25 protein-coding genes are annotated in these 26,847 nt (G+C 70.1%); 11 read left to right on the forward strand and 14 right to left on the reverse strand.

From position 1 onward, the window contains the following. Nucleotides 1-289: 289 nt before the first annotated feature. The 3 genes from fomD to AMK10_RS03960 all read right to left on the reverse strand — a co-directional run bounded on the left by fomD (nucleotide 290) and on the right by AMK10_RS03960 (nucleotide 4,298). Nucleotides 290-1,009: a cytidylyl-2-hydroxypropylphosphonate hydrolase gene (gene fomD, locus AMK10_RS03950; protein WP_073744751.1), complete on the reverse strand. Its 720-nt coding sequence runs from the start codon at nucleotides 1,007-1,009 to the stop codon at nucleotides 290-292. Nucleotides 1,010-1,053: 44 nt separating this feature from the next. After that, entirely contained in the window at nucleotides 1,054-2,457 is a 1,404-nt protein-coding gene (locus AMK10_RS03955) for a class II fumarate hydratase (RefSeq protein ID WP_073744753.1), read from the reverse strand. A 173-nt stretch (nucleotides 2,458-2,630) separates the two neighbouring features. Continuing rightward, entirely contained in the window at nucleotides 2,631-4,298 is a 1,668-nt protein-coding gene (locus AMK10_RS03960; RefSeq protein ID WP_073744755.1) for a fumarate hydratase, read from the reverse strand. A 191-nt stretch (nucleotides 4,299-4,489) separates the two neighbouring features. On the opposite strand from AMK10_RS03960, the gene AMK10_RS03965 reads away from it, so the two are divergent. Then, nucleotides 4,490-5,161 (forward strand): DUF1707 SHOCT-like domain-containing protein, encoded by a 672-nt coding sequence (locus tag AMK10_RS03965; RefSeq protein ID WP_073744757.1) that lies wholly within the window; start codon nucleotides 4,490-4,492, stop codon nucleotides 5,159-5,161. Between the two features lie 163 nt (nucleotides 5,162-5,324). Next, nucleotides 5,325-5,696, forward strand: a complete 372-nt coding sequence (locus tag AMK10_RS03970; RefSeq protein WP_073744759.1) for a WhiB family transcriptional regulator — start codon at nucleotides 5,325-5,327, stop codon at nucleotides 5,694-5,696. Between the two features lie 24 nt (nucleotides 5,697-5,720). Here the strand turns inward: AMK10_RS03970 and AMK10_RS03975 are convergent, their stop codons facing one another. Then, a complete protein-coding gene (locus AMK10_RS03975; protein WP_073744761.1) occupies nucleotides 5,721-6,653 on the reverse strand; it encodes a zinc-binding dehydrogenase in 933 nt (310 codons plus the stop codon). 100 nt (nucleotides 6,654-6,753) lie between these two features. Here AMK10_RS03975 and AMK10_RS03980 point away from each other — a divergent pair, with 100 nt between their 5' ends. After that, nucleotides 6,754-7,350: a TetR/AcrR family transcriptional regulator gene (locus AMK10_RS03980; RefSeq protein ID WP_073744763.1), complete on the forward strand. Its 597-nt coding sequence runs from the start codon at nucleotides 6,754-6,756 to the stop codon at nucleotides 7,348-7,350. Nucleotides 7,351-7,447: 97 nt separating this feature from the next. On the opposite strand, the gene glpX is transcribed toward AMK10_RS03980, so the two are convergent. After that, nucleotides 7,448-8,479: a class II fructose-bisphosphatase gene (gene glpX, locus AMK10_RS03985; protein WP_073744765.1), complete on the reverse strand. Its 1,032-nt coding sequence runs from the start codon at nucleotides 8,477-8,479 to the stop codon at nucleotides 7,448-7,450. A 144-nt stretch (nucleotides 8,480-8,623) separates the two neighbouring features. On the opposite strand from glpX, the gene AMK10_RS03990 reads away from it, so the two are divergent. After that, complete coding sequence (locus tag AMK10_RS03990; protein WP_073746038.1) at nucleotides 8,624-9,145, forward strand: DUF4245 domain-containing protein; 522 nt, start codon at nucleotides 8,624-8,626, stop codon at nucleotides 9,143-9,145. Between the two features lie 72 nt (nucleotides 9,146-9,217). Here the strand turns inward: AMK10_RS03990 and AMK10_RS03995 are convergent, their stop codons facing one another. The 4 genes from AMK10_RS03995 to AMK10_RS04010 all read right to left on the reverse strand — a co-directional run bounded on the left by AMK10_RS03995 (nucleotide 9,218) and on the right by AMK10_RS04010 (nucleotide 13,113). Continuing rightward, nucleotides 9,218-9,808 carry a malonic semialdehyde reductase gene (locus AMK10_RS03995; RefSeq protein ID WP_073744767.1) on the reverse strand — a complete coding sequence of 197 codons (591 nt, stop codon included), beginning with the start codon at nucleotides 9,806-9,808 and terminating at the stop codon, nucleotides 9,218-9,220. A gap of 335 nt (nucleotides 9,809-10,143) precedes the next feature. Then, nucleotides 10,144-10,398, reverse strand: coding sequence for an exodeoxyribonuclease VII small subunit (locus tag AMK10_RS04000; protein ID WP_073746040.1), 255 nt, complete (start codon nucleotides 10,396-10,398; stop codon nucleotides 10,144-10,146). Between the two features lie 40 nt (nucleotides 10,399-10,438). After that, nucleotides 10,439-11,650: an exodeoxyribonuclease VII large subunit gene (gene xseA / locus AMK10_RS04005; protein ID WP_073744769.1), complete on the reverse strand. Its 1,212-nt coding sequence runs from the start codon at nucleotides 11,648-11,650 to the stop codon at nucleotides 10,439-10,441. A gap of 119 nt (nucleotides 11,651-11,769) precedes the next feature. Beyond that, nucleotides 11,770-13,113, reverse strand: coding sequence for an APC family permease (locus tag AMK10_RS04010; RefSeq protein ID WP_073744771.1), 1,344 nt, complete (start codon nucleotides 13,111-13,113; stop codon nucleotides 11,770-11,772). A 77-nt stretch (nucleotides 13,114-13,190) separates the two neighbouring features. On the opposite strand from AMK10_RS04010, the gene AMK10_RS04015 reads away from it, so the two are divergent. Then, nucleotides 13,191-14,231 carry a 4-hydroxy-3-methylbut-2-enyl diphosphate reductase gene (locus AMK10_RS04015; RefSeq protein ID WP_382566803.1) on the forward strand — a complete coding sequence of 347 codons (1,041 nt, stop codon included), beginning with the start codon at nucleotides 13,191-13,193 and terminating at the stop codon, nucleotides 14,229-14,231. Between the two features lie 132 nt (nucleotides 14,232-14,363). Beyond that, entirely contained in the window at nucleotides 14,364-15,101 is a 738-nt protein-coding gene (ppgK, locus tag AMK10_RS04020; RefSeq protein WP_073744775.1) for a polyphosphate--glucose phosphotransferase, read from the forward strand. 112 nt (nucleotides 15,102-15,213) lie between these two features. Here the strand turns inward: ppgK and AMK10_RS04025 are convergent, their stop codons facing one another. Next, the gene (locus tag AMK10_RS04025) at nucleotides 15,214-15,837 is read right to left on the reverse strand and encodes a DUF6542 domain-containing protein (protein ID WP_073744777.1); all 624 of its coding nucleotides are present in this window, start codon (nucleotides 15,835-15,837) and stop codon (nucleotides 15,214-15,216) included. Between the two features lie 230 nt (nucleotides 15,838-16,067). On the opposite strand from AMK10_RS04025, the gene ychF reads away from it, so the two are divergent. Continuing rightward, nucleotides 16,068-17,156, forward strand: coding sequence for a redox-regulated ATPase YchF (gene ychF, locus AMK10_RS04030; protein ID WP_073744780.1), 1,089 nt, complete (start codon nucleotides 16,068-16,070; stop codon nucleotides 17,154-17,156). Nucleotides 17,157-17,267: 111 nt separating this feature from the next. Here the strand turns inward: ychF and AMK10_RS04035 are convergent, their stop codons facing one another. The 4 genes from AMK10_RS04035 to AMK10_RS04050 form a co-directional block, all read right to left on the reverse strand. Further along, a complete protein-coding gene (locus tag AMK10_RS04035) occupies nucleotides 17,268-17,660 on the reverse strand; it encodes a DNA-binding protein (protein WP_073744782.1) in 393 nt (130 codons plus the stop codon). After that, nucleotides 17,660-17,911 carry a hypothetical protein gene (locus AMK10_RS04040; RefSeq protein ID WP_073744784.1) on the reverse strand — a complete coding sequence of 84 codons (252 nt, stop codon included), beginning with the start codon at nucleotides 17,909-17,911 and terminating at the stop codon, nucleotides 17,660-17,662. The genes AMK10_RS04035 and AMK10_RS04040 overlap by 1 nt, the downstream gene beginning before the upstream one ends. Nucleotides 17,912-18,361: 450 nt before the next feature. Then, on the reverse strand, nucleotides 18,362-19,597 hold the full coding sequence (locus AMK10_RS04045; protein WP_073744786.1) for a hypothetical protein: 1,236 nt from the start codon (nucleotides 19,595-19,597) through the stop codon (nucleotides 18,362-18,364). A gap of 95 nt (nucleotides 19,598-19,692) precedes the next feature. Beyond that, a complete protein-coding gene (locus AMK10_RS04050) occupies nucleotides 19,693-21,321 on the reverse strand; it encodes an endo-1,3-beta-xylanase (protein ID WP_073744788.1) in 1,629 nt (542 codons plus the stop codon). Between the two features lie 355 nt (nucleotides 21,322-21,676). Between AMK10_RS04050 and AMK10_RS04055 the strand changes: the two genes are divergently transcribed. The 4 genes from AMK10_RS04055 (at nucleotide 21,677) to AMK10_RS04070 (ending at nucleotide 26,784) form a co-directional block, all read left to right on the forward strand. Next, nucleotides 21,677-22,957 (forward strand): ABC transporter substrate-binding protein, encoded by a 1,281-nt coding sequence (locus AMK10_RS04055; protein WP_073744790.1) that lies wholly within the window; start codon nucleotides 21,677-21,679, stop codon nucleotides 22,955-22,957. A 156-nt stretch (nucleotides 22,958-23,113) separates the two neighbouring features. Next, complete coding sequence (locus AMK10_RS04060) at nucleotides 23,114-24,067, forward strand: carbohydrate ABC transporter permease (protein ID WP_073744792.1); 954 nt, start codon at nucleotides 23,114-23,116, stop codon at nucleotides 24,065-24,067. Nucleotides 24,068-24,094: 27 nt separating this feature from the next. After that, nucleotides 24,095-25,018, forward strand: coding sequence for a carbohydrate ABC transporter permease (locus AMK10_RS04065; protein ID WP_073744794.1), 924 nt, complete (start codon nucleotides 24,095-24,097; stop codon nucleotides 25,016-25,018). A 26-nt stretch (nucleotides 25,019-25,044) separates the two neighbouring features. Next, nucleotides 25,045-26,784 carry a glycoside hydrolase family 43 protein gene (locus tag AMK10_RS04070; RefSeq protein WP_073744796.1) on the forward strand — a complete coding sequence of 580 codons (1,740 nt, stop codon included), beginning with the start codon at nucleotides 25,045-25,047 and terminating at the stop codon, nucleotides 26,782-26,784. The last annotated feature ends 63 nt before the right edge of the window (nucleotides 26,785-26,847 follow it).

A 26,847-nucleotide genomic window follows, 5' to 3' on the forward strand; every position in this document is an offset into this window, starting at 1 on the left:
CCCTCGGAAAAGGGGCCGAAACCGAACGGCCGCCCGGAGGTCCGGCGCGGCGTCTCCCGGCGACGGGGCAGCGGAAGGCGAGCACGTCTCCACCCCCTCGTAGTGGTTCGTCCGACCGCGTGTCCACCCGGCTTCGTGACCGGTGTGACTCATGCGATACGTGTGGTGACTGGTGGTCAGTTCCCTGGCCGATCACGCCGGTTGCGGTGAAGCGGTCCGGTGGAGTGTCCGGCGCAGCAATTCATGGAGGGCGATCCTACGTTTGCCCCCCTGGGGTGCATCAAGGGTCTCACGACGGCGCGGGGGCGGGGGTGCGGTCCCAGTCATCCGGCAGCGGGGGCACCTGCCACCGGGGGTCGGGCCGCCAGTGCTCCCAGCCGTCGCTGAACGGCTTCCCCCAGCGCTGGATCACGTCGACGGCCGCCAGACCGGCCTCGCGCACCCGTGCGGCGGTGGCCGCGTCCATCAGTCCGACCCGCTGGGCCTGGGCGAACTCGTCCTCGTCCAGCCACTCCCAGCTGTGGTCGGGGCGCACGGAGATGTCGAGGAAATGGTCCTGGGAATCCACCCCTCCGGACCAGCGTGAGCGGGGCTCCTCGAGGTTGACGTACCAGTTGCGGAAGAGCCAGCCGCGGTCCCAGAAGAGCCAGACCGACCAGGGTTCACCCGGCCGGGCGAGCTTGAGCACGCCGGAGCCGAACCACCGCGAGCGCACCGTCGTGCGCGGGCGCGTGTAGCGGGTGGCCAGCGGCTCGGCGTGCACCTGCGTGCCGTCGGCGAGGACGGGTCTCACGCACTCGGTGCCGGACGCCATCCAGACGGCCAGCAGCTCGTCGGTGTCCTGGACGACGGTGACGGGCCGGCAGATGTGCACCCCGCCGCCACCGTCACCCCCGGGCCCGCCGTTGGCCCGGTAACGCCACAGGATCCGGTCTCCCGGTGCCCAGCGCCCGCCGTCCCCCGCACCCGCCCCGGTGCCTGCTCCCGTACCCGCTTCCGTCGCTGTCATGAAGAGATCTTAGGGACGACCCCGACGTCACGCGGCGTAAAAGGTCAGGGCCGGGTCATACGCAACACGTCCAGGGCCTCGTCGAGCTGTTCCCGGGTCAGGTCGCCGCGCTCGACGTACCCTCCGGCCAGCACGGTCTCCCGGATGGTCGTGCCGTCGGCCAGGGACTTCTTGGCGACCTTCGCCGCCTCCTCGTAACCGATGTACTTGTTCAGCGGGGTCACGACCGAGGGCGAGGACTCCGCGTACCGCCGGGCGCGCTCCACGTCGGCCGTGATGCCGTCGACCGTGCGGTCGGCCAGCAGCCGGGAGGCGTTGGCGAGCAGCCGCACCGACTCCAGCAGGTTCTTCGCGATCACCGGAAGCATCACGTTGAGCTCGAAGTTGCCCGCGGCCCCCGCCGCGGCGACCGTGGCGTCGTTGCCCGTCACCTGGGCGGCGACCATCAGCACGGCCTCGGGGATGACCGGGTTGACCTTGCCCGGCATGATCGACGAGCCGGGCTGGAGGTCGGGCAGAGCGATCTCGGCGAGCCCGGTGCGCGGGCCCGAGGCCATCCAGCGCAGGTCGTTGGAGATCTTGGTGAGGGAGACGGCGACGGTACGGAGCTGCCCGGACGCCTCCACGAGCCCGTCCCTGGCCCCCTGCGCCTCGAAGTGGTCGCGGGCCTCGGTGAGCGGAAGGCCCGTGGTGCGGGCGACCTCGGCGATCACGGCGGCCGAGAAGCCGGGCGGCGTGTTGATGCCGGTGCCCACCGCCGTACCGCCCAGCGGGAGTTCGGCGAGCCGGGGGAGCGAGGAGCGCAGCCGCTCGACGCCGTGCCGGATCTGAGCCGCGTAACCGCCGAACTCCTGGCCCAGGGTGACGGGCGTGGCGTCCATCAGATGCGTACGGCCCGACTTCACGACGTCCGCGAATTCGGCCGATTTCCGCTCCAGGGCGGCAGCCAGATGGTCCAGCGCCGGGATCAGGTCCGCGGTGACGGCCGCGGTCGCGGCGATGTGGATGGACGAGGGGAACACGTCGTTCGAGGACTGCGAGGCGTTGACGTGGTCGTTGGGGTGGACCTCGCGCCCCAGCCGCTCGGTGGCGAGCGTGGCCAGCACCTCGTTGGTGTTCATGTTGGAGGACGTGCCGGAGCCCGTCTGGAACACGTCGACGGGGAAGTGCTCGTCCCAGCGCCCCGCGGCCACCTCGGCCGCCGCCTCCTGGACGGCCTCCGCGATGTCCGGGTCCAGCACCTTCAGTTCGGCGTTGACCTTGGCGGCGGCCGCCTTGATCCGGGCCAGGGCCTCGATGTGCGCCCGCTCCAGCCGCTGCCCGGAGATGGGGAAGTTCTCCACGGCCCGCTGCGTCTGCGCCCGCCACTTGGCGTGCGCGGGGACCTTCACCTCGCCCATCGAGTCGTGCTCGACGCGATACGTCGCTTCCTCGGCCGATCCGTCCATGTGTTCCAACCTCCTGATGCAGATGAGCACGCGGGGTGTTCCGCGTATTCCCCCGGCGCCGTCCGTACCGGAACGTACCCGGGCGGAGGCCCCCGGCCCGTCGGACGCGGCGGAAACGCCCCAGGGGTGCCCGGCCGGCGGCCGGGCACCCCTGGGATCACTGCCGGGGACGGTCAGCCGAGGCCGGGACCGCGCACCGGGATGCTGGTGAAGGTAGGCGCCGGGGCGGGCTCGGTGAAGAAGTCGTTGCCCTTGTCGTCGACGACGACGAACGCAGGGAAGTCCTCGACCTCGATCCTCCAGACCGCCTCCATGCCGAGCTCCTCGTACTCGACGACCTCGACCTTCTTGATGCAGTCCTGCGCGAGGCGCGCGGCGGGGCCGCCGATCGAGCCGAGGTAGAAGCCGCCGTGCGCGTCGCACGCGTCCGTGACCTGCTTGGACCGGTTGCCCTTGGCGAGCATCACCTTGGAGCCGCCCGCCGCCTGGAACTGCGCGACGTAGCTGTCCATGCGGCCGGCCGTCGTCGGGCCGAAGGAGCCGGAGGCGTAGCCCTCGGGGGTCTTCGCCGGGCCCGCGTAGTACACCGGGTGGTCCTTGAGGTACTGCGGCATCTCCTCGCCCGCGTCGAGCCGCTCCTTGATCTTGGCGTGCGCGATGTCGCGCGCCACGACCAGCGGGCCGGTCAGCGAGAGCCGGGTCTTGACCGGGTACTTGGTCAGCTCGGCGAGGATGTCGTCCATCGGGCGGTTGAGGTCGATGCGTACGACGTCACCGGCCTCGTCGAGGTGCTCGTCCGTGGTGTCGGGCAGGAAGCGCGCCGGGTCCTTCTCCAGCTGCTCCAGGAAGACGCCCTCGGCGGTGATCTTCGCGGTGGCCTGGCGGTCGGCCGAGCACGACACGGCGATCGCGACGGGTAGCGAGGCACCGTGCCGGGGGAGACGCACCACGCGCACGTCGTGGCAGAAGTACTTGCCGCCGAACTGGGCGCCGATGCCGATCCTCTGCGTCAGCTCGAAGACCTTCTCCTCCAGCTCCTTGTCCCGGAAGCCGTGGCCGGTCGGGGAGCCCTCGGCGGGCAGCTCGTCCAGGTAGTGCGCGGAGGCGTACTTCGCGGTCTTCAGTGCGAACTCCGCCGACGTGCCGCCGACCACGATCGCCAGGTGGTACGGCGGGCAGGCCGCCGTACCCAGCGAACGGATCTTCTCCTCCAGGAACTTCATCATGGAGGTCTCGTTGAGGACGGCCTTCGTCTCCTGGAAGAGGAACGACTTGTTGGCCGAGCCGCCGCCCTTCGCCATGAAGAGGAACTTGTACGCGCCGCCGTCGGTCGCGTAGAGCTCGATCTGCGCCGGGAGGTTCGAGCCGGTGTTCTTCTCGTCCCACATATTCAGCGGGGCCATCTGCGAATAGCGCAGATTGAGCTTGGTGTACGCGTCGAAGATGCCGCGCGAGAGGGCCTCCTCGTCACCGCCCTCGGTGAGGACGTTCTGCCCGCGCTTGCCCATGACGATCGCCGTACCGGTGTCCTGGCACATCGGAAGGACGCCCGCGGCGGCGATGTTCGCGTTCTTCAGCAGGTCCAGCGCGACGAACTTGTCGTTGGACGAGGCCTCCGGGTCGTCCACGATGCGGCGCAGCTGCGCCAGGTGGGCGGGCCGCAGATAGTGCGAGATGTCGTGCATGGCCTCGGCCGCGAGGGTGCGCAGGGCCTCCGGAGCCACCTTGAGGAACGTACGGCCGTCGGCCTCGAAGGTCGAGACGCCCTCGGCGGTCACCAGCCGGTACGGCGTGGTGTCCTCTCCCAGGGGGAGCAGATCGGAGTACGCAAACTCTGGCATTACGGCCATTCCTCACTCGGCGACAGCGGCTGTCCACCCTTGGGCAGCGCAGCAACCAGGGTAGAACGCGATGGACGGGCCGAACCTGTGAGGTAAGGCTCACCCGGAATGGCTCGATCCCTCCGTCACGGATCCAGGCGGGCCCGCCCGGGTACTGGTCGCGATCTATCGCGTTTGGGTACGCTGGTCCGGTGGACCTCGAGAAGCAGCCTCAGCAGCCCGTCGCTCCCACCGGACCCGCGCCGGCCGGAATCCGGGCGTCCGACGCGGACCGCGACCGGATCGCGGACATCCTGCGCGACGCCGTGGCCGAGGGCCGGCTGACCGCCGACGAGCATGCCGAGCGGGTCGACCTGGTCTACCGCGCCAAGACCGTCGGCGAGCTGGAGCCCCTGGTGCAAGACCTGCCGGTGCAGGGCGGTGCCGCCCAGCAGCCCGCCGCGCACCCGATGAGCGGGGCCGACGTGCCCGCCGGTCCGGCCGAGAACCTGATCGCCGTCTTCAGCGGCTCCACCCGCAAGGGCCGCTGGCGGGTCGCCGGCCGTACGAACGCGTTCGCGCTCTTCGGCAGCGTCGAGATCGACCTGACCGAGGCGCTGTTCGGTCAGCGGCTGACGGTCATCAACGCGACGTCCATCTTCGGCAGCGTCGACATCAAGGTGCCCGAGAACATCTCGCTGCGCGGCAGCGGGACGGGCATTTTCGGCAATTTCGAGGTCGACACACTGGAATCCGCAGACCCGGAAGCACCCGTCGTCTTCGTGAACGGTTATTCGATCCTCGGCAGCGTCGAGGCAAAACCCAAGCGTGGCAGGCTCGTTGCCAATCTCCAGAAGCAGTTGCGCAAGCATCTCGGCCACTGACGGCGGCCGGCCGGCGGTCATCGAATTCCGGCCAGATGGTGATTCGGCGGCCTTGTGGTGGCCCCGCAGCGGCGCCACTCAGTGCATAGGCGTGCGTACAGCGGGTAGGGAGAGCTGCATCGCCTCGCGCTCACGAAGCCCAAGCCGTCGTCAGGAGTGGACCGTGCTGCATTCGCCGCATCAGCCCCTGCAGGTCGCCGCCGTTCCGTCCCAGCGCACCCCCGTGCGGGAGGACCAGGCGGGGCCCTGGCACTCGGAGGCGGTGTGCCGCCGGGACGAAGCCGGGCTGTTCTTCGCCCCGTCGAAGGAGCCGACTGCTGCCCGGCTGTCCCGCGAAGAGTCGGCGAAGCAGGTCTGTGCGAGGTGCCCGGTGATGGTGGAGTGCCGGGAGCACGCGCTCGTCCAGCCCGAGCCCTACGGCGTGTGGGGCGGTCTGACCGCCGCCGAACGCCGCGTGGTGCTCGCCCGGCGCCGCAGGCGCGACATGGAGCTCAAGGCGGCGGCCCCGGCGGAGCGCATAGCCGCGGCCGGCTGACCACCGCTCTTCGCCTGCCGTCCGTCACCCGATTTCGAGGACGGCTTTGCCGTGGAGTCGTCGGTCGAGCAGCAGCTGTACGGCCTCGGAGTGGCGAGTCCAGGGGCCGCGCCAGCTGATGCCCGGATCGAGGCGGCCCGCCGCCAGTTCTCCGGCCAGCCAGGTCAGGTCCGCGGAGAAGACGGTGGTGGAGTCGCCGAGGAGGAAGAATGTCCGGATCGACCTGTCGTGACGTCCTTCGTTGCCCAGCAGGGCATCCGGTGGCAGCACCACGTCGCTCTCGGCGGAGCGGCCCACGCTGAACAGGGTGCCGCCTGCCGACAGGGAGGCGAAGGCGTCGACGAGGTGCTGTCCGCCGACGTTGTCCAGGACGGCCGACACCGGCTGCCGCACGGCGGCCGGTTCGGGGTGCACCTCGTGGGCGCCCAGGGCCCGCAGGCCGTCCGCCTGTGCCGGGTTCCGGCTGATGGCGACGACGTCCGCGCCCGCGCGGGCGGCCAGTTGGACGGCGTAACGGCCCACGCCGCCGGAAGCGCCGGTGATCATCACGCGTCGGCCGAGCAGCGGCCCCATCCGGCGCAGCACGTGCAGTGCGCTCAGCCCGGCCACGGGTGCGGTGCTCAGGGCTCCGGGGTCGGCGTCCTTCGGCGCGGTGCCGAGCAGGGTGGCGGGCGTGGCGCGCAGTTCGGCCCAGCCGGCCTCGCCGAGGGTGACGACCCTCTCTCCCTCTGCCGGGCCCGAGCCGTCGGCGGCCGCCCGTACGACCACGCCGGCCGCGTCCCAGCCGGGCACGGTGCCGTCCGGCAACTCCGGGCCGGTCGCGGTATGGACCTCGCCGAAGTTCAGTGACACCGCCTCGACCCGCACGAGCGCCTCGTGGGGTGCGGGCCGCGGGTCGGGGACATCCGTCAGTGACAGATGTCCGGGCGAGGTGTGGTCGACGACGAGTGCGCGCACAGGAGGTCCCCTTCGCGAGGCGGAGTAAAAGTGCCACACTGTGGCACTTGCCTCAGTAGAGCATATGCGCGCTTCCGGCGTGCTTGGTAGAGTGGATCCGGTGATCAGCCCTGAACAGCCCGCCACGCTGCGCGAACGCAAGAAGCTGCGCACGCGCCACGAGTTGGCCGACACCGCCGTCACGCTCTTCGGTGAACGTGGATTCGACAGCACCCCGTTGGACGCGCTGCTGGAGCAGGTGGAGGTGTCCAGGCGGACCTTCTTCCGCAATTTCCGGTCGAAGGAGGAAGTGGCGCACACCGCGGTCAGGCAGCTCTGGGACGTCTACCTGGACGTGCTGGACGGCATGGAGAGGTCCGGGCGGCTGGCCGACGTCTTTCTCGACGCGATGCTGACCACGCTGGAACGCATGGACGAGGACTGGTACCGGCGCTTCCCGCTCACCCTCCGGCTGATCGCCGACTCGCCCGCACTCGACGGGTACTCCCTGCGGCACTGTGCCGAGGTCCAGGCCGAGATCGCGCACCGGCTCGGCGCGGTGAACCGTCTCGAACTACGGCTCCTCATCGAGTTCTTCGTGGCCGCCTGGCGCTGCACGCTGGACGAGTGGCTGCCCGACTGCGTACCGGGCGAACTGCCGGCGCTTCTGCGCCGGTCCTGGTCGTCCATGGACTCCGCTCTCGCCCTGGAGGCTTGAGCGCGCGAGTGGTGACGGCCGCGGCTTGGTGGGGACATGGCGGTGGGGGCCGCCCTGCCCGGGCGGCCCCCACAGTCACGCGGTCATGAGGCCGGTACTACTTGGCGCGGTCGAAGTCGATGGCGCTGTAGGCGCGCAGCTTCGACAGCCGGTGGGTCGAGGAGATCGTCCGGATCGTGCCGGACTTGGAGCGCATCACGATCGACTCGGTGGTCGCCGTCTCGGCGCGGTACCGCACACCGCGCATCAGCTCACCGTCGGTGATCCCCGTCGCCACGAAGAACACGTTGTCGCCGCTGACCAGGTCGTCGGTGGACAGCACCCGGTCCAGGTCGTGCCCCGCGTCCAGCGCCTTCTGCCGCTCGGCCTCGTCCTTGGGCCAGAGCTTGCCCTGGATGACACCGCCGAGGCACTTTATGGCGCACGCCGAGATGATGCCCTCGGGAGTGCCGCCGATGCCCATCAGCAGGTCGACGCCGGTGCCCTCACGGGCCGCCATGATCGAACCGGCCACATCGCCGTCGGAGATGAACTTGATCCGGGCGCCCGTCTCCCGGATCTCCTTGACGATGCCGTCGTGGCGGGGGCGGTCCAGCACGACGACGGTGACGTCCTCGGGCGTGGAGTTCTTCGCCCGCGCGACGCGCCGGATGTTCACCGCCACGGGTGCGTTGATGTCGACGAAGTCCGCCGCCTCGGGCCCCGTCACCAGCTTGTCCATGTAGAAGACCGCGGACGGGTCGAACATCGCCCCGCGGTCGGCGGCGGCCAGCACGGCGATCGCGTTCGGCATGCCCTTGGCGTTGAGCGTGGTGCCGTCGATCGGGTCGACGGCGATGTCGACCTCGGCCCCGGTCCCGTCGCCGACGCGCTCGCCGTTGAACAGCATGGGGGCTTCGTCCTTCTCGCCCTCACCGATGACGACGACGCCGTTCATCGACACCGTGGAGACGAGCGTGCGCATGGCTTTCACGGCGGCACCGTCGGCGCCGATCTTGTCGCCGCGGCCGACCCAGCGCCCGGCGGCCATGGCGGCGGCCTCGGTCACCCGGACCAGCTCCAGGGCCAGGTTGCGGTCGGGGGCCTCCGGAGAGACCTCGAGCTGGGACGGCAGATGATGCTCGGACATCGGAGCGCACCTTTCTGTACGACGACGACCGGAAAAGAGGGTGCTGTGACTCTATCGGTAGGTCGATAAAATGAGCAGACCGGGTCACGAATGAGCGGATGCCCGCTGGCGGGGCGCTCGGAGGCTCATGCCACCATTGAGTCCGTGGCAAGCATGCGAGGCAAGCAGACCGTCCGGGACATGTTCCTGTCGATGCTCGTGATCACCGCAGTGGCGGGCGTCGTCTACCTCTTCATTCCGCACGACGACAAGCTCGACCCCATCAAGGCGGTCGACTACAGGGTCGAGCTCGCGACGGCCCGTCGCGCCGCCCCGTATCCGGTGGCGGCCCCGGCCGGACTGTCGAAGGACTGGAAGCCGACCTCCGTGTCGTACGAGGGCCAGTCGGGCGCCGGCTGGCACCTGGGCTTCCTCGACCCCGACGGCAGGTACGTCGCGGTGGAACAGTCCACGAACCCGGCGAAGAAGTACGTCCCTGAGGTCAGCCGGAACGCCAAGAACACCGGCCGCACCCATGAGGTGGCGGGCCAGGAGTGGGAGCGCTGGGAGGGCCCGAAGTACGACGCCCTCGTGCTGCACGCCGAGGGTGTCACCACGGTGGTCACGGGCTCGGCCCCGACGGAGCGGCTGGCGGAGATGGCCGCCGCGCTGAAGACGGCCTCCTGAGGGCCTCACGACGACAGCGGGAAGGCCCGCGGCGCTCGGCGCCGCGGGCCTTCCTGTCGTTCGGCGTGCGGATCAGACGGTGGTGACGACCTCGTCGTAGGAGAGGCGCGGCAGGCGCGGGAACCAGGCGTCCTCGCCCGGCTTGCCGATGTTGACGGCCATGAGCAGCTTGTGGTCGCCGTCCAGGAACTCCTTCTCGATGCCGGCGGCGTCGTAGCCGGTCATCGGGCCCGCGGCCAGGCCGGCGGCGCGGACGCCGATGATGAAGTAGGCGGCCTGGAGCGCGGCGTTCAGTGCGGCGGACTGCTCGCGGACCGGGCGCTCGGAGAAGAAGGCGTCCTTGGCCTGCGGGAAGTGCGGCATGAGCGCCGGGAGCTCCTCGTGGAACTCGTGGTCCGCGACGAGGAGCGCGACCAGCGGGGCGGTCGAGGTCTTCGGGCGGTTGCCCTCGGCCATGTGCGCGACCAGGCGCTCACGGGCCTCGGGGGAGCGGACCAGGACGACGCGCAGCGGCGACTGGTTGAAGGCGGTGGGGCCGTACTTGACCAGGTCGTAGATCGCCTGGACCTGCTCGTCGGTCACCGGCTCGTCGGTGAACGTGTTCGCGGTGCGGGCCTCGCGGAAGAGGAGGTCCTGGGCGGCGGGGTCAAGGACGAGGGACATCTGGGGGGTACCTTCCGGACGGATACGGGGTCAAGCGATGTGATCACCGTAACCGAAAAATAGATTAAGGTTCAACTAAATCGGCCTCGGAGTGATCCATGGCACAAGCGCGCCGGGGCGCGGGGCGCAGGTGGAGGCGGGGCAGAGGGGCGCACAGGGAGCCCGGTCACCGGGCCGCCGCCGACCCGGGCGCCGACGCGTGCGGGGCCCGGCCCTACCGGATGTGCCTGCGCGGCCAGGTCACCGGGCACGCCCCGTGCCGGGCCCGCTGAGCGGCGCGGCCCCGGGCCGCAGGGCGCGTGCAAGGCCGCCCGAAGAGGCGGCCCGCACACCGCTCAGTCCGTGCCGCCGCCGTCCGCCGCGGGCTCCTCGGGCCGGGCGAGTGCCGCGTCCAGCCGGGCGCGCGCGCCCTCCAGCCAGTGCCGGCACACCTTTGCCAGCTCCTCGCCGCGCTCCCACAGGGCCAGCGACTCCTCCAGCGTCGTGCCGCCCGCCTCCAGGCGGCGTACGACCTCGATCAGCTCGTCCCGCGCCTGTTCGTACCCGAGCGTGCCCGTCGCGGCAGCCGTCGTCGTCCCGTCGTCCGTCATGCCGTCCACCCTATGCGGGGGCTCCGACAGAGCGGGCTCCTCACTCCGCGACCCGTACGGTGAACTCGCCCTCCGAGACCCGCGCCCGCAGCTCGTCGCCCGGCACCCCGGCATCCGCGGGGGAGCGCACCACATGGCCGTCCGGCCGCTGGAGCACCGCGTAACCCCGCTCCAGCGTCGCCGCGGGCGACAGCGCGACCACCCTGGCCCGGGTGTGGGCGAGCTCGGAGTCCGCGCGGTCCAGCAGATGCCCGAGCACCCGGCGGCTGCGCCCCACCAGAGCGTCGACCTCCGCCTCGCGCTCGTCCACCATCCGCTGCGGGCGCTCCATCGAGGAGCGGCCCAGCGCGTGCGCCAGCCCCCGCTCCTCACGGTCGATCAGCCCCCGGACGGTCCGCAGCGCCCGGTCCCGCAGCTGCTGCACACGGTCGAGCTCCTCACCCACGTCCGGTACGACCTTCTTCGCCGCGTCCGTGGGCGTCGACGCCCGCACATCGGCCACCAGGTCGAGCAGGGGCGAGTCGGGCTCGTGCCCGATGGCGGAGACCACCGGCGTGCGGCACGCGGCCACCGCGCGGATCAGCTCCTCGTCCGAGAACGGCAGCAGGTCCTCCACGCTGCCGCCGCCGCGGGCGACGACGATCACGTCCACCTCGGGCAGCGCGTCCAGCTCCTTGACCGCCTGGACCACCTGGTTCACCGCGTGCACGCCCTGCACCGCGGTGTTGCGCACCTCGAAGCGCACCGCGGGCCAGCGGCGCCGGGCGTTCTCCAGCACATCGCGCTCGGCCGCGGAGGCCCGCCCGGAGACCAGCCCGATCAGCTGCGGCAGGAACGGCAGAGGCTTCTTGCGGTCCAGGGCGAAGAGCCCCTCGGCCGCCAGTGACTTCTTCAGCTGCTCCAGCCGCACCAGCAGCTCGCCGATGCCCACCGGCCGTATCTCCGTGGCCCGCAGCGAGAGCTGCCCCCGGGGGGCGTACCACTCGGGCTTGGCGAGGACGACGACCCGCGCGCCCTCCGTCACCACATCGGCGATCCGGTCGAAGACCTGCCGGAAGCAGGTCACGCTCACCGAGATGTCGTGCGAAGGGTCGCGCAAAGTCAGGAAGACCACCCCGGCGCCCGGCCGGCGCGACAGCTGGGTGATCTGACCCTCGACCCAGACCGCGCCGAGCCTGTCGATCCAGCCGCCGATCAGGCGTGACACGTCGCCGACGGGCAGCGGGGCTTCCGGGGACGTAGTGAGAGCCATACGGGCGAGCGTAACGGCCGCGACCGACAATCAGGCGGCCCGCCGCCCCGCCGCCGGAGACCGGCGACCGGGCCACCGCCCGGGCGGTGGGCGAACGGCCCGCCGCCCCTGACACGAGGTCACGCCGCCCGCCGCCCCCACTGCACCGCGAGCACCACGAGCCCGATCCCCAGCCAGCACACCCCGACCAGCTGCGCGCTCGTCGTCGCCTCCAGGATCACCGCGACCAGGATGGCCGCCCCCACCACGGGCATCAGCACATGGCGCCACCAGCTCGGCGGCCCCTCCATGCGGCGTACGGCGAACCAGCCCACCACCGACGCGTGCAGCAGCACGAACGCGGTGAGCGCGCCGACGTTGACCACCGACACCAGATGGTCCAGCCCGTCGTCGCGCCGGGCCGCCCACACCGCCGCCACCAGCGTCACCACCGCGGCACCCGCGATCGCGACCCGGGGCACCCCGGACCTTCCGTCGACCCGGGACAGGAACGAGGGGAGCCGCCCGTCCCGTGCCATGGCGAACACCAGCCGCCCGGCCGCCGCCTGCCCGGCCAGCGCCGCGAACGCCGCCCCGATCGCCTTGCTCACGGCCACCAGGTCGTGCAGCCAGGTCCCGACCGAGGCGTCCACCGCGTCGTAGAAGGCGGAGCCCTGCGACACCGGATCGGCAGCCAGCTCCGCCGAGCTCACCGGCTGCAGCAGAGCCGCCAGATACGACTGGACCACGAACAGCACCCCGGCGAGCACCAGGCAGAACAGCACGGCCCGCGCCACCTTCGCGGAACCGCCCGTCACCTCCTCGGCGAAGGAGGCGATCGCGTCGAAGCCCAGATACGACAGCACCGCGACGGACACCGCTCCCAGCACCGCCGTCACCGAGAACCCGGAGTCCCCGGTCAGCGGCGTCAGCCAGCCGCGCTGCGCCCCGTCCCTGGCCAGCACCACCACCGCCGAGACCACGAACACCAGCAGCACCACGATCTCCATGGCGAGCACCGCGAAGCCCACCCGGGCCGCCGCCCGGACGCCCCAGAGGTTGAGCGAGGTCGTCACCACGACCGCGATCGCCGTCCACACCCACCGCGACACCTCGGGGACGAGCGCGTTCATCGCGATCCCGGAGAAGAGGTAGGCGACCGCCGGGATGAGCAGGTAGTCGAGCATCGCCATCCACCCGGCGATGAACCCGGGTCCTTCCCCCAGCCCCTTGCGGGCGTACGCGAAGACCGACCCGGCCAGCGGCGCGACGTGCACCATCTGCGCGTAACTGAAGGCGGTGAAGGCCATCACCACGGTCGCCACGAGATAGACCAGTGCCACGGCCCCGTCGGACTTCGCGTCCAGCGTGCCGAACACGCCGACCGGCGCCATGGGGGCGATGAACAGCAGCCCGTAGACCACCAGGTCCCGGAAGCCGAGTGTGCGGTGCAGCCTGCCCTCGTCCGTCCTGCTGCCGGCCATGTACCCTCCGTCGCTGTCTGCGTACGCCTCAGTCTCCCGACCCCGTCGATCCGGCGCCTGTTCGGTACGGCCTTACGATGGGACGCATGACTGCAACGCCCAGCCCGTCATCCGCCGCCGCCCCTAGCGGAGGCGCTCCGCGCCGCAGTGACAACCGCCGTGTCCTGCTCGCCGCGCCCCGTGGATACTGCGCGGGCGTGGACCGCGCCGTGATCGCCGTCGAGAAGGCCCTGGAGCAGTACGGGGCCCCGATCTACGTCCGCCACGAGATCGTGCACAACAAGTACGTCGTGCAGACACTCGAGAAGAAGGGTGCGATCTTCGTCGACGTGACCGCGGAGGTGCCCGAGGGCTCCATCGTGATGTTCTCCGCGCACGGAGTCGCCCCGACCGTCCACGCCGAGGCCGCCGAGCGCAAGCTCGCCACGATCGACGCGACCTGCCCGCTGGTCACCAAGGTCCACAAGGAAGCCGTGCGCTACGCCAAGGAGGACTACGACATCCTCCTGATCGGCCACGAGGGCCACGAGGAAGTCATCGGCACGAGCGGTGAGGCCCCCGACCACATCACGCTGGTCGACGGCCCCGACGACGTCGCCAACGTCGAGGTCCGCGACGAGTCCAAGGTCGTCTGGCTCTCCCAGACCACGCTCTCCGTCGACGAGACGATGGAGACCGTCGGCGCGCTGAAGAACAAGTTCCCGAACCTCCTCTCCCCGCCGAGCGACGACATCTGCTACGCCACGCAGAACCGCCAGATCGCGGTGAAGAAGCTGGCCGAGGACGCCGAGCTGGTCATCGTCGTCGGCTCGAAGAACTCCTCCAACTCGATCCGCATGGTCGAGGTCGCCCTGGACGCGGGCGCGCCCGCCGCCCACCTGGTGGACTTCGCCGACGAGATCGACGAGGCGTGGCTGGAAGGCGTCACCACGGTCGGCCTCACCTCGGGCGCCTCCGTCCCCGACGTCCTGGTCGACGGGGTGCTGGAGTGGCTGGGCGAGCGGGGTTACGCCGACGTGGAGACGGTGAAGACCGCGGACGAGTCCATCACCTTCTCGCTGCCCAAGGAGCTCCGGCGCGACCTGCGCGCCGAGGCCGCCGCGCTCTCCGCCGAATAGGCGGAAGCCCGGCGAACGGGCGTACGCCCCCGGGGCATCCGGGCCGGGCAGCCGGTCGGGCGCCCCGGGCGCGTCCGCCGGATCGCCCCCTCCGGGGAGTGATGCGCGCCACCTGCCCGTACCGTGGACCGCATGGAGATCTTCGGTGTGGACATCGGCGGTTCGGGGATCAAGGGTGCGCCCGTTGACCTGGACCGCGGAGAGCTGGCGCAGGAGCGCCACAAGGTACTGACACCTCACCCGGCCACGCCCAAGAGCGTGGCCGACGGTGTGGCCGAGGTCGTGGGCCACTTCGACTGGCAGGGGCCGGTCGGCATCACGTTCCCCGGAGTCGTCACCGGCGGCATCACCAGGACCGCGGCCAACGTGGACAAGGGCTGGATCGACACGGACGTCCGGGCACTGCTCAGCGACCGCATCGGGCAGAGCGTCACGATCCTCAACGACGCCGACGCGGCGGGCATCGCCGAGATGACCTTCGGCGCGGGCCGCGACCGCAAGGGCACGGTGATCATGCTGACCCTCGGTACGGGCATCGGCAGCGCGGTCTTCACGGACGGGCACCTCGTGCCCAACACCGAGCTCGGCCACCTGGAGCTGCACGGCCACGACGCAGAGAAGCGCGCCTCCACGAAGGCCAAGGAGGACGAGGACCTGAGCTGGCAGCACTGGGCGCACCGGGTGCAGAAGTACCTGGTGCACGTGGAGATGCTGTTCTCGCCCGAGCTCTTCATCATCGGCGGCGGCGTCAGCCGCAAGGCGGAGAAGTTCCTGCCGCTGATCGAACACGTACGGGCCGAGATGGTCCCCGCGGAGCTGCAGAACAACGCGGGCATCGTCGGCGCGGCCATGGCGGCTGCCGGGAAGTGACCCTGGGCGCCCGGCGGTGCCCCGGGCTGCTGGGAAGTGGCCCGGGGGCGTCCGGAAGTGACCCGGGGAGCTGGGATGCGACCCGGGCCGCCGGGTGGTGACCCCGGTGGTTCTACGGACGCGGGCGGCGGGCGGCGGCGGCACGGTCGGCCCTGACCAGGTGCCGCTGTCGCTCCCGCATCTGCCGGACCTTCCGCACGGAGGCGATCAGACCGGCGATGAGCGTGCCCCCGTACAGCCAGCCGGCGTGGACGGCGAGCGCGGTCACGACCGCCATGGTCTGCCCGCCGAAGCCGCCCGTGCCCCCGGCGACGGGGATCACGCCGACCGCGAAGGCGATGGGCACGATGATCGGGGCGGTCACCAGGTCGGCGGGCCGCACCCAGTAGGAGGTCAGGGCGCTGACGAGCAGGAACAGCACCCCGTACACCGTCTCGGAGGCGCCCAGGAGCAGCCGGTCCAGGCAGGCCAGCAGGAACATCGTCAGGGCCGCGAAGAGTCCGGCGCCGATGCCGGTCAACCTGGGGTTGGGGAACCGGCGCAGCGCCAGCACCACGGGCGCGACGCCGCCGGCCCGCGGCCCGGAAGCCCCCCGGCCCGTCGCCGGCGCGGGGGCGACCGCCACCGACACCGGGTATCCGGCCGCCGCCGTGGCCTCGCCGAGGCCGGCGGGCGGGGCGGGCGGGACCTGCGAGGGCTGCCTGCGCTGCGGGGTACGTGTCCTGTGCTGCTCCACCCCGACAACCTAGGTCGCGGGACGGTCCCTCGCGGGTGCGGGACACGCCCTTTGGATGACCTTGGCCTTGCGTTCGATGCCACACGGCCGAAAGACAACCGTTCGGCCCCGGAACCGTCCCGCCCCCGCACCCGTGACGTGCAGCGCCGCCCCGCCCGTAAACTGGAGAATCGGGTCCACGCGCGGCCCGCCCGCACAGCCCCCTCTCCTCACTTCAGGAAGTCGCCAAAGTGTCGCTCACGATCGGAATCGTCGGCCTGCCGAATGTCGGTAAGTCGACCCTGTTCAACGCCCTGACCAAGAACGACGTGCTGGCGGCCAACTACCCGTTCGCCACCATCGAGCCGAACGTCGGCGTCGTGGGCGTTCCCGACCCGCGCCTGGACAAGCTCGCCGAGATCTTCAACTCGCAGAAGCTGCTCCCCGCCACCGTCGACTTCGTCGACATCGCGGGCATCGTGCGGGGCGCGAGCGAGGGCGAGGGCCTGGGCAACAAGTTCCTCGCGAACATCCGCGAGTCCGACGCCATCTGCCAGGTCATCCGGGCCTTCAAGGACGAGAACGTCGTCCACGTCGACGGCAAGGTCTCGCCGAAGGACGACATCGAGACGATCAACACCGAGCTGATCCTCGCCGACCTCCAGTCCGTCGAGAAGGCCGTCCCGCGCCTGACGAAGGAGTCCCGCCTCCAGAAGGACAAGGTCGCGGTCCTCGCCGCGGTCGAGGAGGCCCAGAAGATCCTGGAAGCGGGCGACACCCTCTTCTCCCGGGGCATCACCGCCGGCACGGAGAAGGGCCGCCTGCTCCACGAGCTGCACCTGCTCACGACGAAGCCCTTCCTGTACGTCTTCAACGTCGACGAGGACGAGCTGGTCGACGAGGACTTCAAGAACGAGCAGCGCGCCCTGGTCGCCCCGGCGGAGGCCATCTTCCTCAACGCCAAGATCGAGTCCGAGCTGATCGAGCTGGACGACGAGGAGGCCCTCGAACTCCTCCAGTCCATGGGCCAGGAAGAGCCCGGCCTGGCCACCCTCGGCCGCGTCGGCTTCGACACCCTGGGCCTCCAGACCTACCTCACGGCAGGCCCGAAGGAAGCCCGCGCCTGGACGATCAAGAAGGGCGCCACGGCCCCGGAGGCGGCCGGTGTGATCCACACCGACTTCCAGAAGGGCTTCATCAAGGCGGAGATCGTCTCCTTCGAGGACCTCGTCGAGACGGGCTCGGTCGCCGAGGCCCGCGCGAAGGGCAAGGCGCGCATGGAGGGCAAGGACTACGTGATGCAGGACGGCGACGTGGTGGAGTTCCGCTTCAACGTCTGATCGCCGCCACAGAGGGGGCCTGACCTGCGAAGACGTGGGTCAGGCCCGCTGGCTGTCCGCAGCAGTCCGCGGAACTCGAAGGGGGCGGGCCCCCGGTGTCCGGTCGGCGTTTCAGACCTTGACGACCTCTACGGCAGGGCCACACAGGAGCGTCAGGTCCTCGGGGCCGGAGGTGAGGACGGTGACCGGCTGGGGTGCGGTGCGGGCGATGACAGCGAAGGCGGCGTCGATGGCGTACTTGTGGCCGTGGAGACGGTTGGTGCGCAGGAGGACGGCGGCCTGGTCGGTGATCTCCTTGGTGACGTCGTGAACGTCGACGCGGGAGAGGACCCACTTGATGCGGGCGGGATGGATGCGCTCGTAGTCGGCCTCGAGGGTGGTCATGGCGCTTGTGGCCACGCGGACGCCTTCCTCTGACGCGGCTTGGACCAGGGCCACGACGGCACGGTCCTTGTGGTAGAGCTTCGAGAGGCCTTCGCTGTCGAGCAACAGGGTGCCGGGCATCAGGCAGCGGCCCCGCCGACCTGCCGGTGGTCATGGCGCAGCAGTGCGCGGGCGGCCTCGACCTCCTCGCGGGTGAGCGCGTCATTGTCGGTCTCGAAGTCGGCGACGATCTCCCGGAGCTTGTCCATGGCGACCCGTTGTTCGAGGGCTTCGGCAACGTAGGCGGAGAAACCGCCGGGTCCGACGTGTGCGCGTACGGCCTCGGCAAGGTCCTCGGGCAGGCTGATCGAGTACTTCTTGCTACTGCTCATGGTGCTGATGCTACCGGCGGTCGTAAGACTTCGGGTGTACATGGTCATGGCTGTACGAACTGTGCAGATCGGCGCTCTCTGACCTCCTCCTTGCCGGGCGTCCGCCCGGTCCGCAGGCAGTCCGCAGGACACCCGTGAGCGCCTGTCGGGAGCCGACGCGAGTCAACGGGGAAATGCCTGGTCTGGGGCTCGGGTGGGGCTCCGCCGCAGGTCGGGGCCGGTGGGCAGACATTCCGCTTCAACGTGTGACGCCTGATCCTTCGACCTGCTGAATCGCAGGTCAGAGGCAAGAAACCCAGTTCAGGGGCCAGATCGCAGGGTCTGGCCCCTGAGTGCATCCGGTGCTGACGGATGCCGGGGGCGGCGACGGCAGCCGTCCCGTACGCGGGCAGTCGGAAGCGCAGGCTGCCGCCGTCGCGGGCCGGGTCCTCGCCCGCTGCAGCCGCCGGGTCATCGGCAGCGTGCCGTGAAGCCGTTCGCCGCGAGTCCCTGGCAGAAGGAAGCCTTGGCGGCGCCGTAGCGTGACAGCCGTCCGTCGACGAACCAGGTGGTGTCCGGTGCGAAGTCGAAGCTGCCGTCGTCGATGCCGTCCCAGCCGTAGCGGAAGTCGAGGTTGATGTAGACCACGGAGCGGACGACGCCCCTGAGGTCGTGCTGTCCGGGGAGGTTGGGGATGGGGCCCTGGTAGTTCATGAGGGAGAAGAGCCGCTTCACCCACAGGTCGCCCTGCTCTTGTTCGAGGCCGTCGGTCGAGGTGCCGTCGGCCGTGAAGTTCATCATGCCCGCCTCGGAGAGCACCACCGGCTTGCCGTGGTCCTTGGCGAACTTCACCAGCTTCAGGACGTTGGCGTCGTGGTCGAAGTTCCGCCACACGGCTGCCGGGTTGCCGTGCTGGTCCGTGCCGATGTAGGCGTTGCGGCACTGCTTCGCGTTCACGTCGTAGTTCTGGGGCGGGGTGCCGTTGTAGAGATAGCCGCGGTCGTGGATCGGCAGGCAGAGCTCGTGGGCGAAGACCGACACGCCCATCCAGTCGACGGCGCCGTCACCCGGATACATGGCTTCGAACTCACCCCTGACAGGGTGGAAGACGAAGTCGAGGTTGTGCGCGGTGGACCGGCTCTCGAGGTAGCCCGCCAGGCGGTTGAAGGCGTTCTTGTACGAGGAGCAGCTCGCGTCGGTGCAGTGGTAGAAGCTGCTGACCTCGTAGTCGAGGCGCAGTTTGAAGCGGGCCTGCGGATGGGCGTCGGTGAAGGACAGCAGCCGGTCGAGGGCCGCGGTGTGGCCGCCCGCGGCTATCTCGGCGGTGACGGCGCGGGACCGGGCTGCCTTGGCGTTCTCGTCGCCGCCTTCGAAGCCGGGCGGGTTGTCCTTCCAGCTGATGCCGACCTGGATGGTCCTACCCTGGTCCGCCAGGAGTGCCGCGTAGTCGCGGTGAGCGTCGTTGACCCAGTTGCCGCTGCGGAGCTCGTAGTACACGGAGCCGCCGTCGGCGTTCTGCCCGAAGCTGTCGAAGTCGTCCCAGGCGCCCCTGGTCGACTGGCCGAGCAGCAGCTCGGGAGGTCCGGACGTCGTCGTAGCGGTGTCGGCGGCCTGGGCGACCGGGCCCGCCGGCAGAACAAGCAGACTGGCCATGGCGGCTGCGGCGAGGGACCGCAGGGCGGTCTTCAGCGATGGTGTGATCGGCATGATGAGTGCTGCTCTCCTTGGGTGCGGACGGCGGGTGGCGGGTACCGCACGCGTTCGCTCGCGGGCGTGCGGCACCCCCCGGACGTGGTGGTCGCTCAGGAAGCAGTCCAGCGGTACGTCGGTGTCGTCAGCTGACTGGTCCGGTTCGTGGGCTGGTAGTTGAAGGAGTAGGAGAGGGTCGCACCGGCGGGAACCCCGACCGGCAGTTCCCAGCGGTTGTCGGCGGAGTCGTACGACAGGAAGTAGTTCTGCGGGGCTCCGCCATCGATGCGGTACTGGACGGTGACGAAGGTCGCCTTGAAGCCCTTCGGGGCGAACCAGACGGAGCCGCCGCTCACTCCCTGGGCGTAGCTCCCGTCGCCGGGCTCAGTGGGCGTGGACGTCGGTGTCGGTGTCGGCGTGGGGGTGGGCGTGGGCGTGGAAGTCGGTGTGGGGGTGGGCGTGGGGGCGGGGCCGGTGGCCCCGTTCGTCCAGATCGGCTTCTTGATCTCGGTCAGGAAGTTGTCGAGCACGGTGGGGTCTGCCTGCACGCGGGAGTCGCCCCAGTTGCCGTTGGCGCAGCCCGGGCCACCGGCCTGGGCGCCGTCCGCGCACTGCCACTGGGTCTGGGCGTCCCAGTTGGTGTTGATGTAGGCGGCGGCGCGGATGACGTCCCTGTTGCGGTTGACCCAGTCGAAGTAGCCGGCGTGCCAGCCGTCCCACATCGCCTGTCCGCCCGACGCGACGGGGCTGTTGCGGAAGATGCAGCTCTGCGTCTTGGCGCCGGTCCGGGCGCCCTGCGGCGCCGCCTCGGACACCATGGCGGGCTTGCCGTGCGCGCGGGCGAAGTCCAGCAGCCGGTTCTGCAGGCCGACCGGATCGGTGTCGTACGATCCGCAGCCCCACTGCGTCCGCACCGACCGGGAGTTGTAGAACGAGGACAGTCCGACCCAGTCGACGTACCGGTCACCGGGATACCAGTCGTCCAGGTGGCGGGGGTCGGTCACGATGTAGTTCCACTCGGGATGGTCCGGGTGGGTGTTCACCGGCCACGCGGCGCTCTGCCAGACGGTGGCGACCCGGGTCGCGCCGAGGGCATCGATGCGTCCCTTGATGTAGCGGAAGGCGTCCTTGTAGTACTCGGAGTTGTAGCAGTTCCAGGGGCCGTCGAACTCGTAGCCGATGCGCAGCAGGATGTCCCGGTCGTAGCTCTTGAACCGGTTGATCATCTCGTCGACCTTGGCACGGTACTGGGTGATCAGGCTCGGGTTGCCGGCGGTGACGTCCGCGTCGTCGCGGCCGATGACGGCGCGCAGCGGCTGGTTGTTGCAGCCGGAGGTGGCGTCCGAGAGGTAGAGCCCCACCGCGACGGCGGAATCGGGATACTCCCGCATGGTGCGGGCGAAGTCCACGGTGCCCGCGCCCCAGTTCGCGGGGTTCGTCATACCGGCCAGGGGTTCGGGTGAGCCGCCGAGGACCAGGTTGGTGTAGAGAGTCACGCCGCCGGGTGAGGGTGCGCCCAGGGCCGTCCTGTCGAGCACGTCGGTGCGGTAGTCGGAGAGCGTGTCGCTGTCCTGGCCCATCACCAGCATGACCTTCCCGTCGGCGGGAACGCCTCGGCCGGCGACCGGAGCTGTCCCTGCCTCGGCGGTCGAGGACAGTCCGGTCAGGCCGAGCAGCGCGGCGGCCGCGACTGCCGCGCCGACCACCCTTCTCGCATGGCCGCGATGTCTGAGGAACTTCATCGGTGTCTCCGATTCGTGCGGTGGTGGCGGTGTGCACCGCCCGGGCCGGCCCGACGGGGCGTCGGCGGCGGTCGCATGGTGCTGGTGTTGTGCCGCCGGGTCAACAGCGTGCGAAATTTTCGTAGATTCGTGCAGTTCACGGGCCTGCTGCAACGAAACGTTGACCCTGCCTCAGGTGAGAAGGCATGAAAGTACAGGTCAGTGCGGATCAAGGCCTCTGATTGCTGGGCGCTGGCTGAACTTTCGCCGCATTCCTGCGAGATGAAGGAGTGGTTTTCGCGAAACACTTGACATTATTTTCGGTGGCGGGGACCTTGTTGCCACCCACCCGCAGCCCTTGTTCCGGAGGACCACCATGGGCCGTACGCGTGCCCGCAGAACCGCCGTCGCGCTCCTTGCCGCCACCGCTCTCGTCACGCTCGCCGCCTGCGGCTCGGGAACGGACACCGCGGACGGGAAGATCACCCTGACCGTCGCCACGTTCAGCGACTTCGGCTACAAGCCGCTCATCAAGGAGTACGAGCGCACCCACCCCGACATCGAGATCAAGGAGCGCATCTCCCAGTTCGACCAGCACCACAACCAGCTCTCCACGCAGATCGCCTCCGGCAGCGGAGCCGCCGACGTGGTCGCGATCGAGGAGGGCTACCTGCCGAAGTTCCGTTCGGTGAAGGACAAGTTCACCAACCTCGCCGATCACGGGGCGATGAACCGCAAGAGCGAGTACCTGGACTGGAAGTGGCAGCAGGGCACACTCGGCACGCCCGACTTCGTCATGGGCTACGGCACCGACGTCGGCAGTCTCGCCATCTGCTACCGCAAGGACCTCTTCGAGAAGGCCGGCCTGCCCACCGAGCGGACGGAGGTGGGAAAGCTCTGGCCGACCTGGGAGGACTACTTCGCCACGGGTGAGAAGTTCCAGGACAAGGTCAAGGACAAGGCGTGGTTCGACAGCTCCGGCAACATCTTCACCGCGATGATGAATCAGACCGAGTTCGGATTCTTCGACGCCGATGACCAGTACATAGGTGACAAGAACCCAAAGGTCCGTGAGTTCTTCATGGCGACGGCCGAGGCCACGGCGGACAAGCAGTCCGCCAACCTCCAGCCCTTCAGCCAGCAGTGGAACGCCGGCATCAAGCTCGGCCGGATGGCCACCATGACATGCCCCGCATGGATGACCGGGCAGATCGCCGTCGCCGCGGGCGAGGCGAACGCCGGCAAGTGGGACATCGCGGCGGTCCCGGGCGGCGGCGGCAACTGGGGAGGCTCCTTCCTGGCCGTGCCCAAGCAGAGCAAGCACGCGAAGGAGGCCGCCGAGCTCGCCGACTTCCTGACCTCCGCGGCATCGCAGAAGAAGATCTTCACCGGTCCGGTGGGCGCGCTGCCCTCCCTCGTGTCGGTGTTCGAGGACCCCGAAGTGAAGGGCGCGACGTCGGACTACTTCAGCGACGCGCCGACGGGTGAGATCTACGCCTCCTCGGCGAAGAGCCTCAAGCCCAACTACCGGGGCTCCAAGGACCAGCAGGCACGCATCCCGTTCGGCAACGCCCTCCAGCTCGTCGAGCAGGACAAGGCCGATCCGGAAGAGGCGTGGGAGAAGTCGCTCGACGAAGCGGCCAAGAACCTCCGCTGATGACGCGTGGGGCGGCGGCACCGCCTTCCGCCGGTCGTCGCCCCGCGTGGCGCCCGCCCCGCGTCGCACCGCGTTGCGCCCGCCCCGCGTCCGCCGCCCCGCGTCGCACCACCCCCGCAGAGTTCACGTGTCCGCCCACCACTTCGGAGAACCGCCATGGCGCTCCAAGTCGCCTCCTCCACCCCGGCCCAGAGCGCCGGCGGCAGTCGTCCCCGCCGACTGCGCCCCGACAAGCACCTGCTGCCCTACCTGTTCATCGCTCCCTTCTTCGTCGTTTTCGGCGTCTTCGGGCTGTACCCGCTGCTCCAGACGTTCTGGGTGTCCCTGCACGACTGGGACCGCCTCGCCGGTGCGGGGGAGTGGGTCGGCCTCGACAACTTCGGCCGGCTCCTGGACGACTCGGACTTCTACACCGCCACCTTCAACACCCTCAGCATCTTCGTGCTCTCCACGGTGCCGCAGCTGCTCGCGGCCCTGGGCCTGGCCTGGCTGCTCGACCGGCATCTGCGGTCCCCCAGCGTGTGGCGGGCACTCGTCCTGGTGCCCCAGTACGTGTCGGTGGTGGCGGTCGCGCTGGTCTTCTCCCAGCTCTTCGGCCGGGACTTCGGCATCGTCAACTGGGCGCTGGAGGGCCTGGGACTGATCAGCGACCCGATCGACTGGACCGCTGACACGTGGAGTTCCCACCTCGCGATCAGTTTCATGGTCATGTGGCGCTGGACGGGATACAACGCCCTGATCTACCTGGCCGCCATGCAGGCCGTGCCGCGCGATCTGTACGAGTCCGCACAGATCGACGGCGCGGGGCGCTTCCTGACGTTCCGGAAGGTCACGCTGCCCGCCATCCGGCCGACCGTCGTCTTCACCGTGGTCATCTCCACCATCGGAGGTCTGCAACTGTTCGCCGAGCCCTTCCTGTTCGACCAGCAGGGCAACGCGGAGGGCGGCGCCGAGCACCAGTTCCAGACCCTGACGCTGATGCTCTACAAGTACGGCTTCATCAACAACGACGCCGGATACGCCTCCGCCGTCTCGTGGGTCCTCTTCCTCGTCATCGCGGTCGTCGCGGCCGTCAACTTCCTGCTCGCACGCCGCTCCCAGCGCAGCTGACCCCGACCCGGCAACAAGGAGACGCCCATGGCCGTCACCACCACACCCACCCGCGCTCCCTCGTCACAGGCCGCCTCACCCGACAGGCGCCGCCGCCGTCCCGGCAGGGTCCCCAAGCGTGGTCCGGGCCGCCTCGACAAGGCGGGCCCGTTCGCCTACGCCATCCTGGCGGCGATCACCCTCGCGTCCGTCTTCCCGCTCTACTGGAGCTTCGTCGTCGCCTCCCACGACGACAACTCCGTCCTCGCCGGGTCCACGCCACCGCTGATACCCGGTGGCCATCTGATCGAGAACATCCAGCGTGTGTTCGAACTCTCGGCCTTCTGGCAGGCGCTCGGGAACTCCCTCGTCGTCGCCGGCACCACCGCCGTGAGCAACGTCCTGCTCTCCTCCCTGGCCGGCTTCGCCTTCGCCAAGCTCGCCTTCCCCGGCCGCAACGCACTGCTCGTGTGCGTGGTGATCACCGTGATGGTGCCGACCCAGCTCGGCGTCATCCCGCTGTACATGCTGGTCACCGACATGGGCCTGTACGGCAAGCTGTCCGCGCTGATCGTGCCCGCGCTGGTCTCCGCGGTCGGCGTCTTCTGGATGCGCCAGGCGATCGAGGAGAACATCCCCGACGAACTGATCGAGGCCGCCCGCATGGACGGCGCCGGACTCCTGCGCACGTACTGGTACGTGGTCGTGCCCGGAGTGCGGACCACGGCGACCGTCCTCGGCATGTTCACCTTCATGTTCGCCTGGAACGACTACTTCTGGCCGCTGATCGCGCTGCCGCCCGAGAACGGCACCGTGCAGATCGCCCTCAACCAGCTGGCCGCCGGCTACTACACCGACTACACCCTGATGCTCGCCGGCGTCGTCGTCTCCGTACTGCCCGTCCTCGTCGTCTTCACCGTGCTCGCCCGCCGGATCGTGTCCGGTGTGATGGCCGGCGCCGTCAAGGGCTGAAGCGCCCCCACCTCCCGGAGTGACCTATGACTGCCGTGCCCACCGCCTCCCATCAGGACCGGTCGGATCGGCGAAAGCCCGACGACGGCCGCACCCCGGCCATCGTCAATCCCGTGCTGCCCGGCTTCCACCCCGACCCCTCGATCCTGCGCGTCGGCGAGGACTACTACATCGCCACCTCCACCTTCGAATGGCTCCCCGGTGTCGCCGTCCATCACTCCCGGGACCTCGTCAACTGGCGTTCGCTCGGAGGCATCCTGGGCGAGAAGCGGCTCATCGACCTGACCGGCCGGCCCGACTCCGGCGGTGTCTGGGCACCCTGCCTGTCGTACACCGACGGGCTCTTCCACCTCGTCTACAGCGACGTCACCAACCTCTCGGGCGCCTTCAAGGACGTACGCAACCACGTGATCACCGCCCCCGCCCTCGACGGACCCTGGTCCGACCCGGCCCCCTTCCCCTCCCACGGCTTCGACCCGTCCCTCTTCCACGACGACGGCCCGGACGGCGACGGACGGAGCTGGGCGCTGTGGATGGAGTGGGACCACCGCCCCGGCCGTCACCCCTTCGCCGGCATCCTCCTTCAGGAGTGGGACCGCGTGGAGCGCCGGGTCACCGGCCCCATGCACCGCGTTTTCACCGGCACTCCGCTCGCGCACACCGAGGGCCCGCACGTCTACCGCCACGACGGCTGGTACTACCTGATGACCGCGGAGGGCGGCACCTCCTGGTCGCACGCCGTCACCGTCGCCCGCTCCCGGAACCTGACCGGCCCCTACGAGGCCGACCCCGCGGGCCCGCTCCTCACCTCCGCCGGACACGACCGGCTGCCGCTCCAGAAGGCCGGGCACGGCAGCCTGGTGGCGACCCCGGGCGGTGAGTGGTTCCTGGCCCATCTCACGGCCCGGCCCCTCACCCCGCTGGGGTCCTGCGTCCTGGGCCGGGAGACCGCCATCCAGCGTGTCGTGTGGACGGCCGACGGCTGGCCGCGCCTCGACGGCGAGCCCCCGGCCGGCCACGAGGGAGGTTCTCTTCCACGGACCGTCGTACCCGGGCCGGCGCTGCCGCCCGCGCCCTCGCCCCCCAGGCCGGCGCGTGACCATTTCGACCGAACCGCCCTCGACACCGCCTGGGCGACCCTGCGGCGGCATCCGGATCCCTCCTGGATGAGCCTGACCGAGCGCCCGGGCCATCTCAGACTGCGCGGAGGCCAGTCGCTCGGCTCCACCCACGGGCAGAGTGTCGTGGCCCGCCGCCAGCAGTCCACGGACTTCCACTTCTCCGCGAGACTGACCGCGGAGCCCCGCTCGCCGCTCCAGATGGCCGGCATCGTCCACTACTACAACTCCACGCTGTGGCACTACCTGCACCTGACCTGGGACGAGACCCTCGGCCGGGTCCTGCGTGTCGGACTGTGCGCCCACGGGGAGTACTCCGAACCGGCAGCCGCCGTGGCCGTGCCCGACGGCGCGGTGGAGCTGCGGCTCTCCGTCCGGGGTCCGCAGGGCAGCTTCGCCTGGCGCACCGACCAGGACTCCGGCTGGCAGCGCGTCGGACCGGACCTCGACGTCACCCGCCTCTCCGACGAGAGCGCCACGCTCGGCGATCCGGCGACAGGACACTTCACGTCCTGGGGGTTCACCGGGGCGTTCGCAGGCCTGTCCGCACAGGACCTCACCGGCACGGCCATGGCCGCCGACTTCGCCTGGGCGCAGTACCTGGAGCACCCGGAGGAGGCATCCACGGACCGCCCCGGCACCTGGTGAGACCCACCGGCGGGCCATGACAGACTCGACCGTCACCAGCCCGGAGCGCCAGAACATGGATCA

This window comes from Streptomyces sp. CB02058, assembly GCF_001905505.1.
Classification (GTDB): Bacteria; Actinomycetota; Actinomycetes; order Streptomycetales; family Streptomycetaceae; genus Streptomyces.

Coding starts and splice junctions, on each gene's coding strand:
- ppgK (WP_073744775.1), top strand. CDS start 14,364: ATGGAGATCTTCGGTGTGGACATCGGCGGTTCGGGGATCAAGGGTGCG.
- AMK10_RS04060 (WP_073744792.1), top strand. CDS start 23,114: ATGGCGCTCCAAGTCGCCTCCTCCACCCCGGCCCAGAGCGCCGGCGGC.
- xseA (WP_073744769.1), bottom strand. CDS start 11,650: ATGGCTCTCACTACGTCCCCGGAAGCCCCGCTGCCCGTCGGCGACGTG.
- AMK10_RS04065 (WP_073744794.1), top strand. CDS start 24,095: ATGGCCGTCACCACCACACCCACCCGCGCTCCCTCGTCACAGGCCGCC.
- AMK10_RS03955 (WP_073744753.1), bottom strand. CDS start 2,457: ATGGACGGATCGGCCGAGGAAGCGACGTATCGCGTCGAGCACGACTCG.
- glpX (WP_073744765.1), bottom strand. CDS start 8,479: ATGTCCGAGCATCATCTGCCGTCCCAGCTCGAGGTCTCTCCGGAGGCC.
- AMK10_RS04015 (WP_382566803.1), top strand. CDS start 13,191: ATGGGACGCATGACTGCAACGCCCAGCCCGTCATCCGCCGCCGCCCCT.
- AMK10_RS04010 (WP_073744771.1), bottom strand. CDS start 13,113: ATGGCCGGCAGCAGGACGGACGAGGGCAGGCTGCACCGCACACTCGGC.
- AMK10_RS04050 (WP_073744788.1), bottom strand. CDS start 21,321: ATGAAGTTCCTCAGACATCGCGGCCATGCGAGAAGGGTGGTCGGCGCG.
- AMK10_RS03995 (WP_073744767.1), bottom strand. CDS start 9,808: ATGTCCCTCGTCCTTGACCCCGCCGCCCAGGACCTCCTCTTCCGCGAG.
- fomD (WP_073744751.1), bottom strand. CDS start 1,009: ATGACAGCGACGGAAGCGGGTACGGGAGCAGGCACCGGGGCGGGTGCG.
- AMK10_RS04055 (WP_073744790.1), top strand. CDS start 21,677: ATGGGCCGTACGCGTGCCCGCAGAACCGCCGTCGCGCTCCTTGCCGCC.
- AMK10_RS04000 (WP_073746040.1), bottom strand. CDS start 10,398: ATGACGGACGACGGGACGACGACGGCTGCCGCGACGGGCACGCTCGGG.
- AMK10_RS03960 (WP_073744755.1), bottom strand. CDS start 4,298: ATGCCAGAGTTTGCGTACTCCGATCTGCTCCCCCTGGGAGAGGACACC.
- AMK10_RS04045 (WP_073744786.1), bottom strand. CDS start 19,597: ATGCCGATCACACCATCGCTGAAGACCGCCCTGCGGTCCCTCGCCGCA.
- AMK10_RS04070 (WP_073744796.1), top strand. CDS start 25,045: ATGACTGCCGTGCCCACCGCCTCCCATCAGGACCGGTCGGATCGGCGA.
- AMK10_RS04035 (WP_073744782.1), bottom strand. CDS start 17,660: ATGCCCGGCACCCTGTTGCTCGACAGCGAAGGCCTCTCGAAGCTCTAC.
- AMK10_RS04040 (WP_073744784.1), bottom strand. CDS start 17,911: ATGAGCAGTAGCAAGAAGTACTCGATCAGCCTGCCCGAGGACCTTGCC.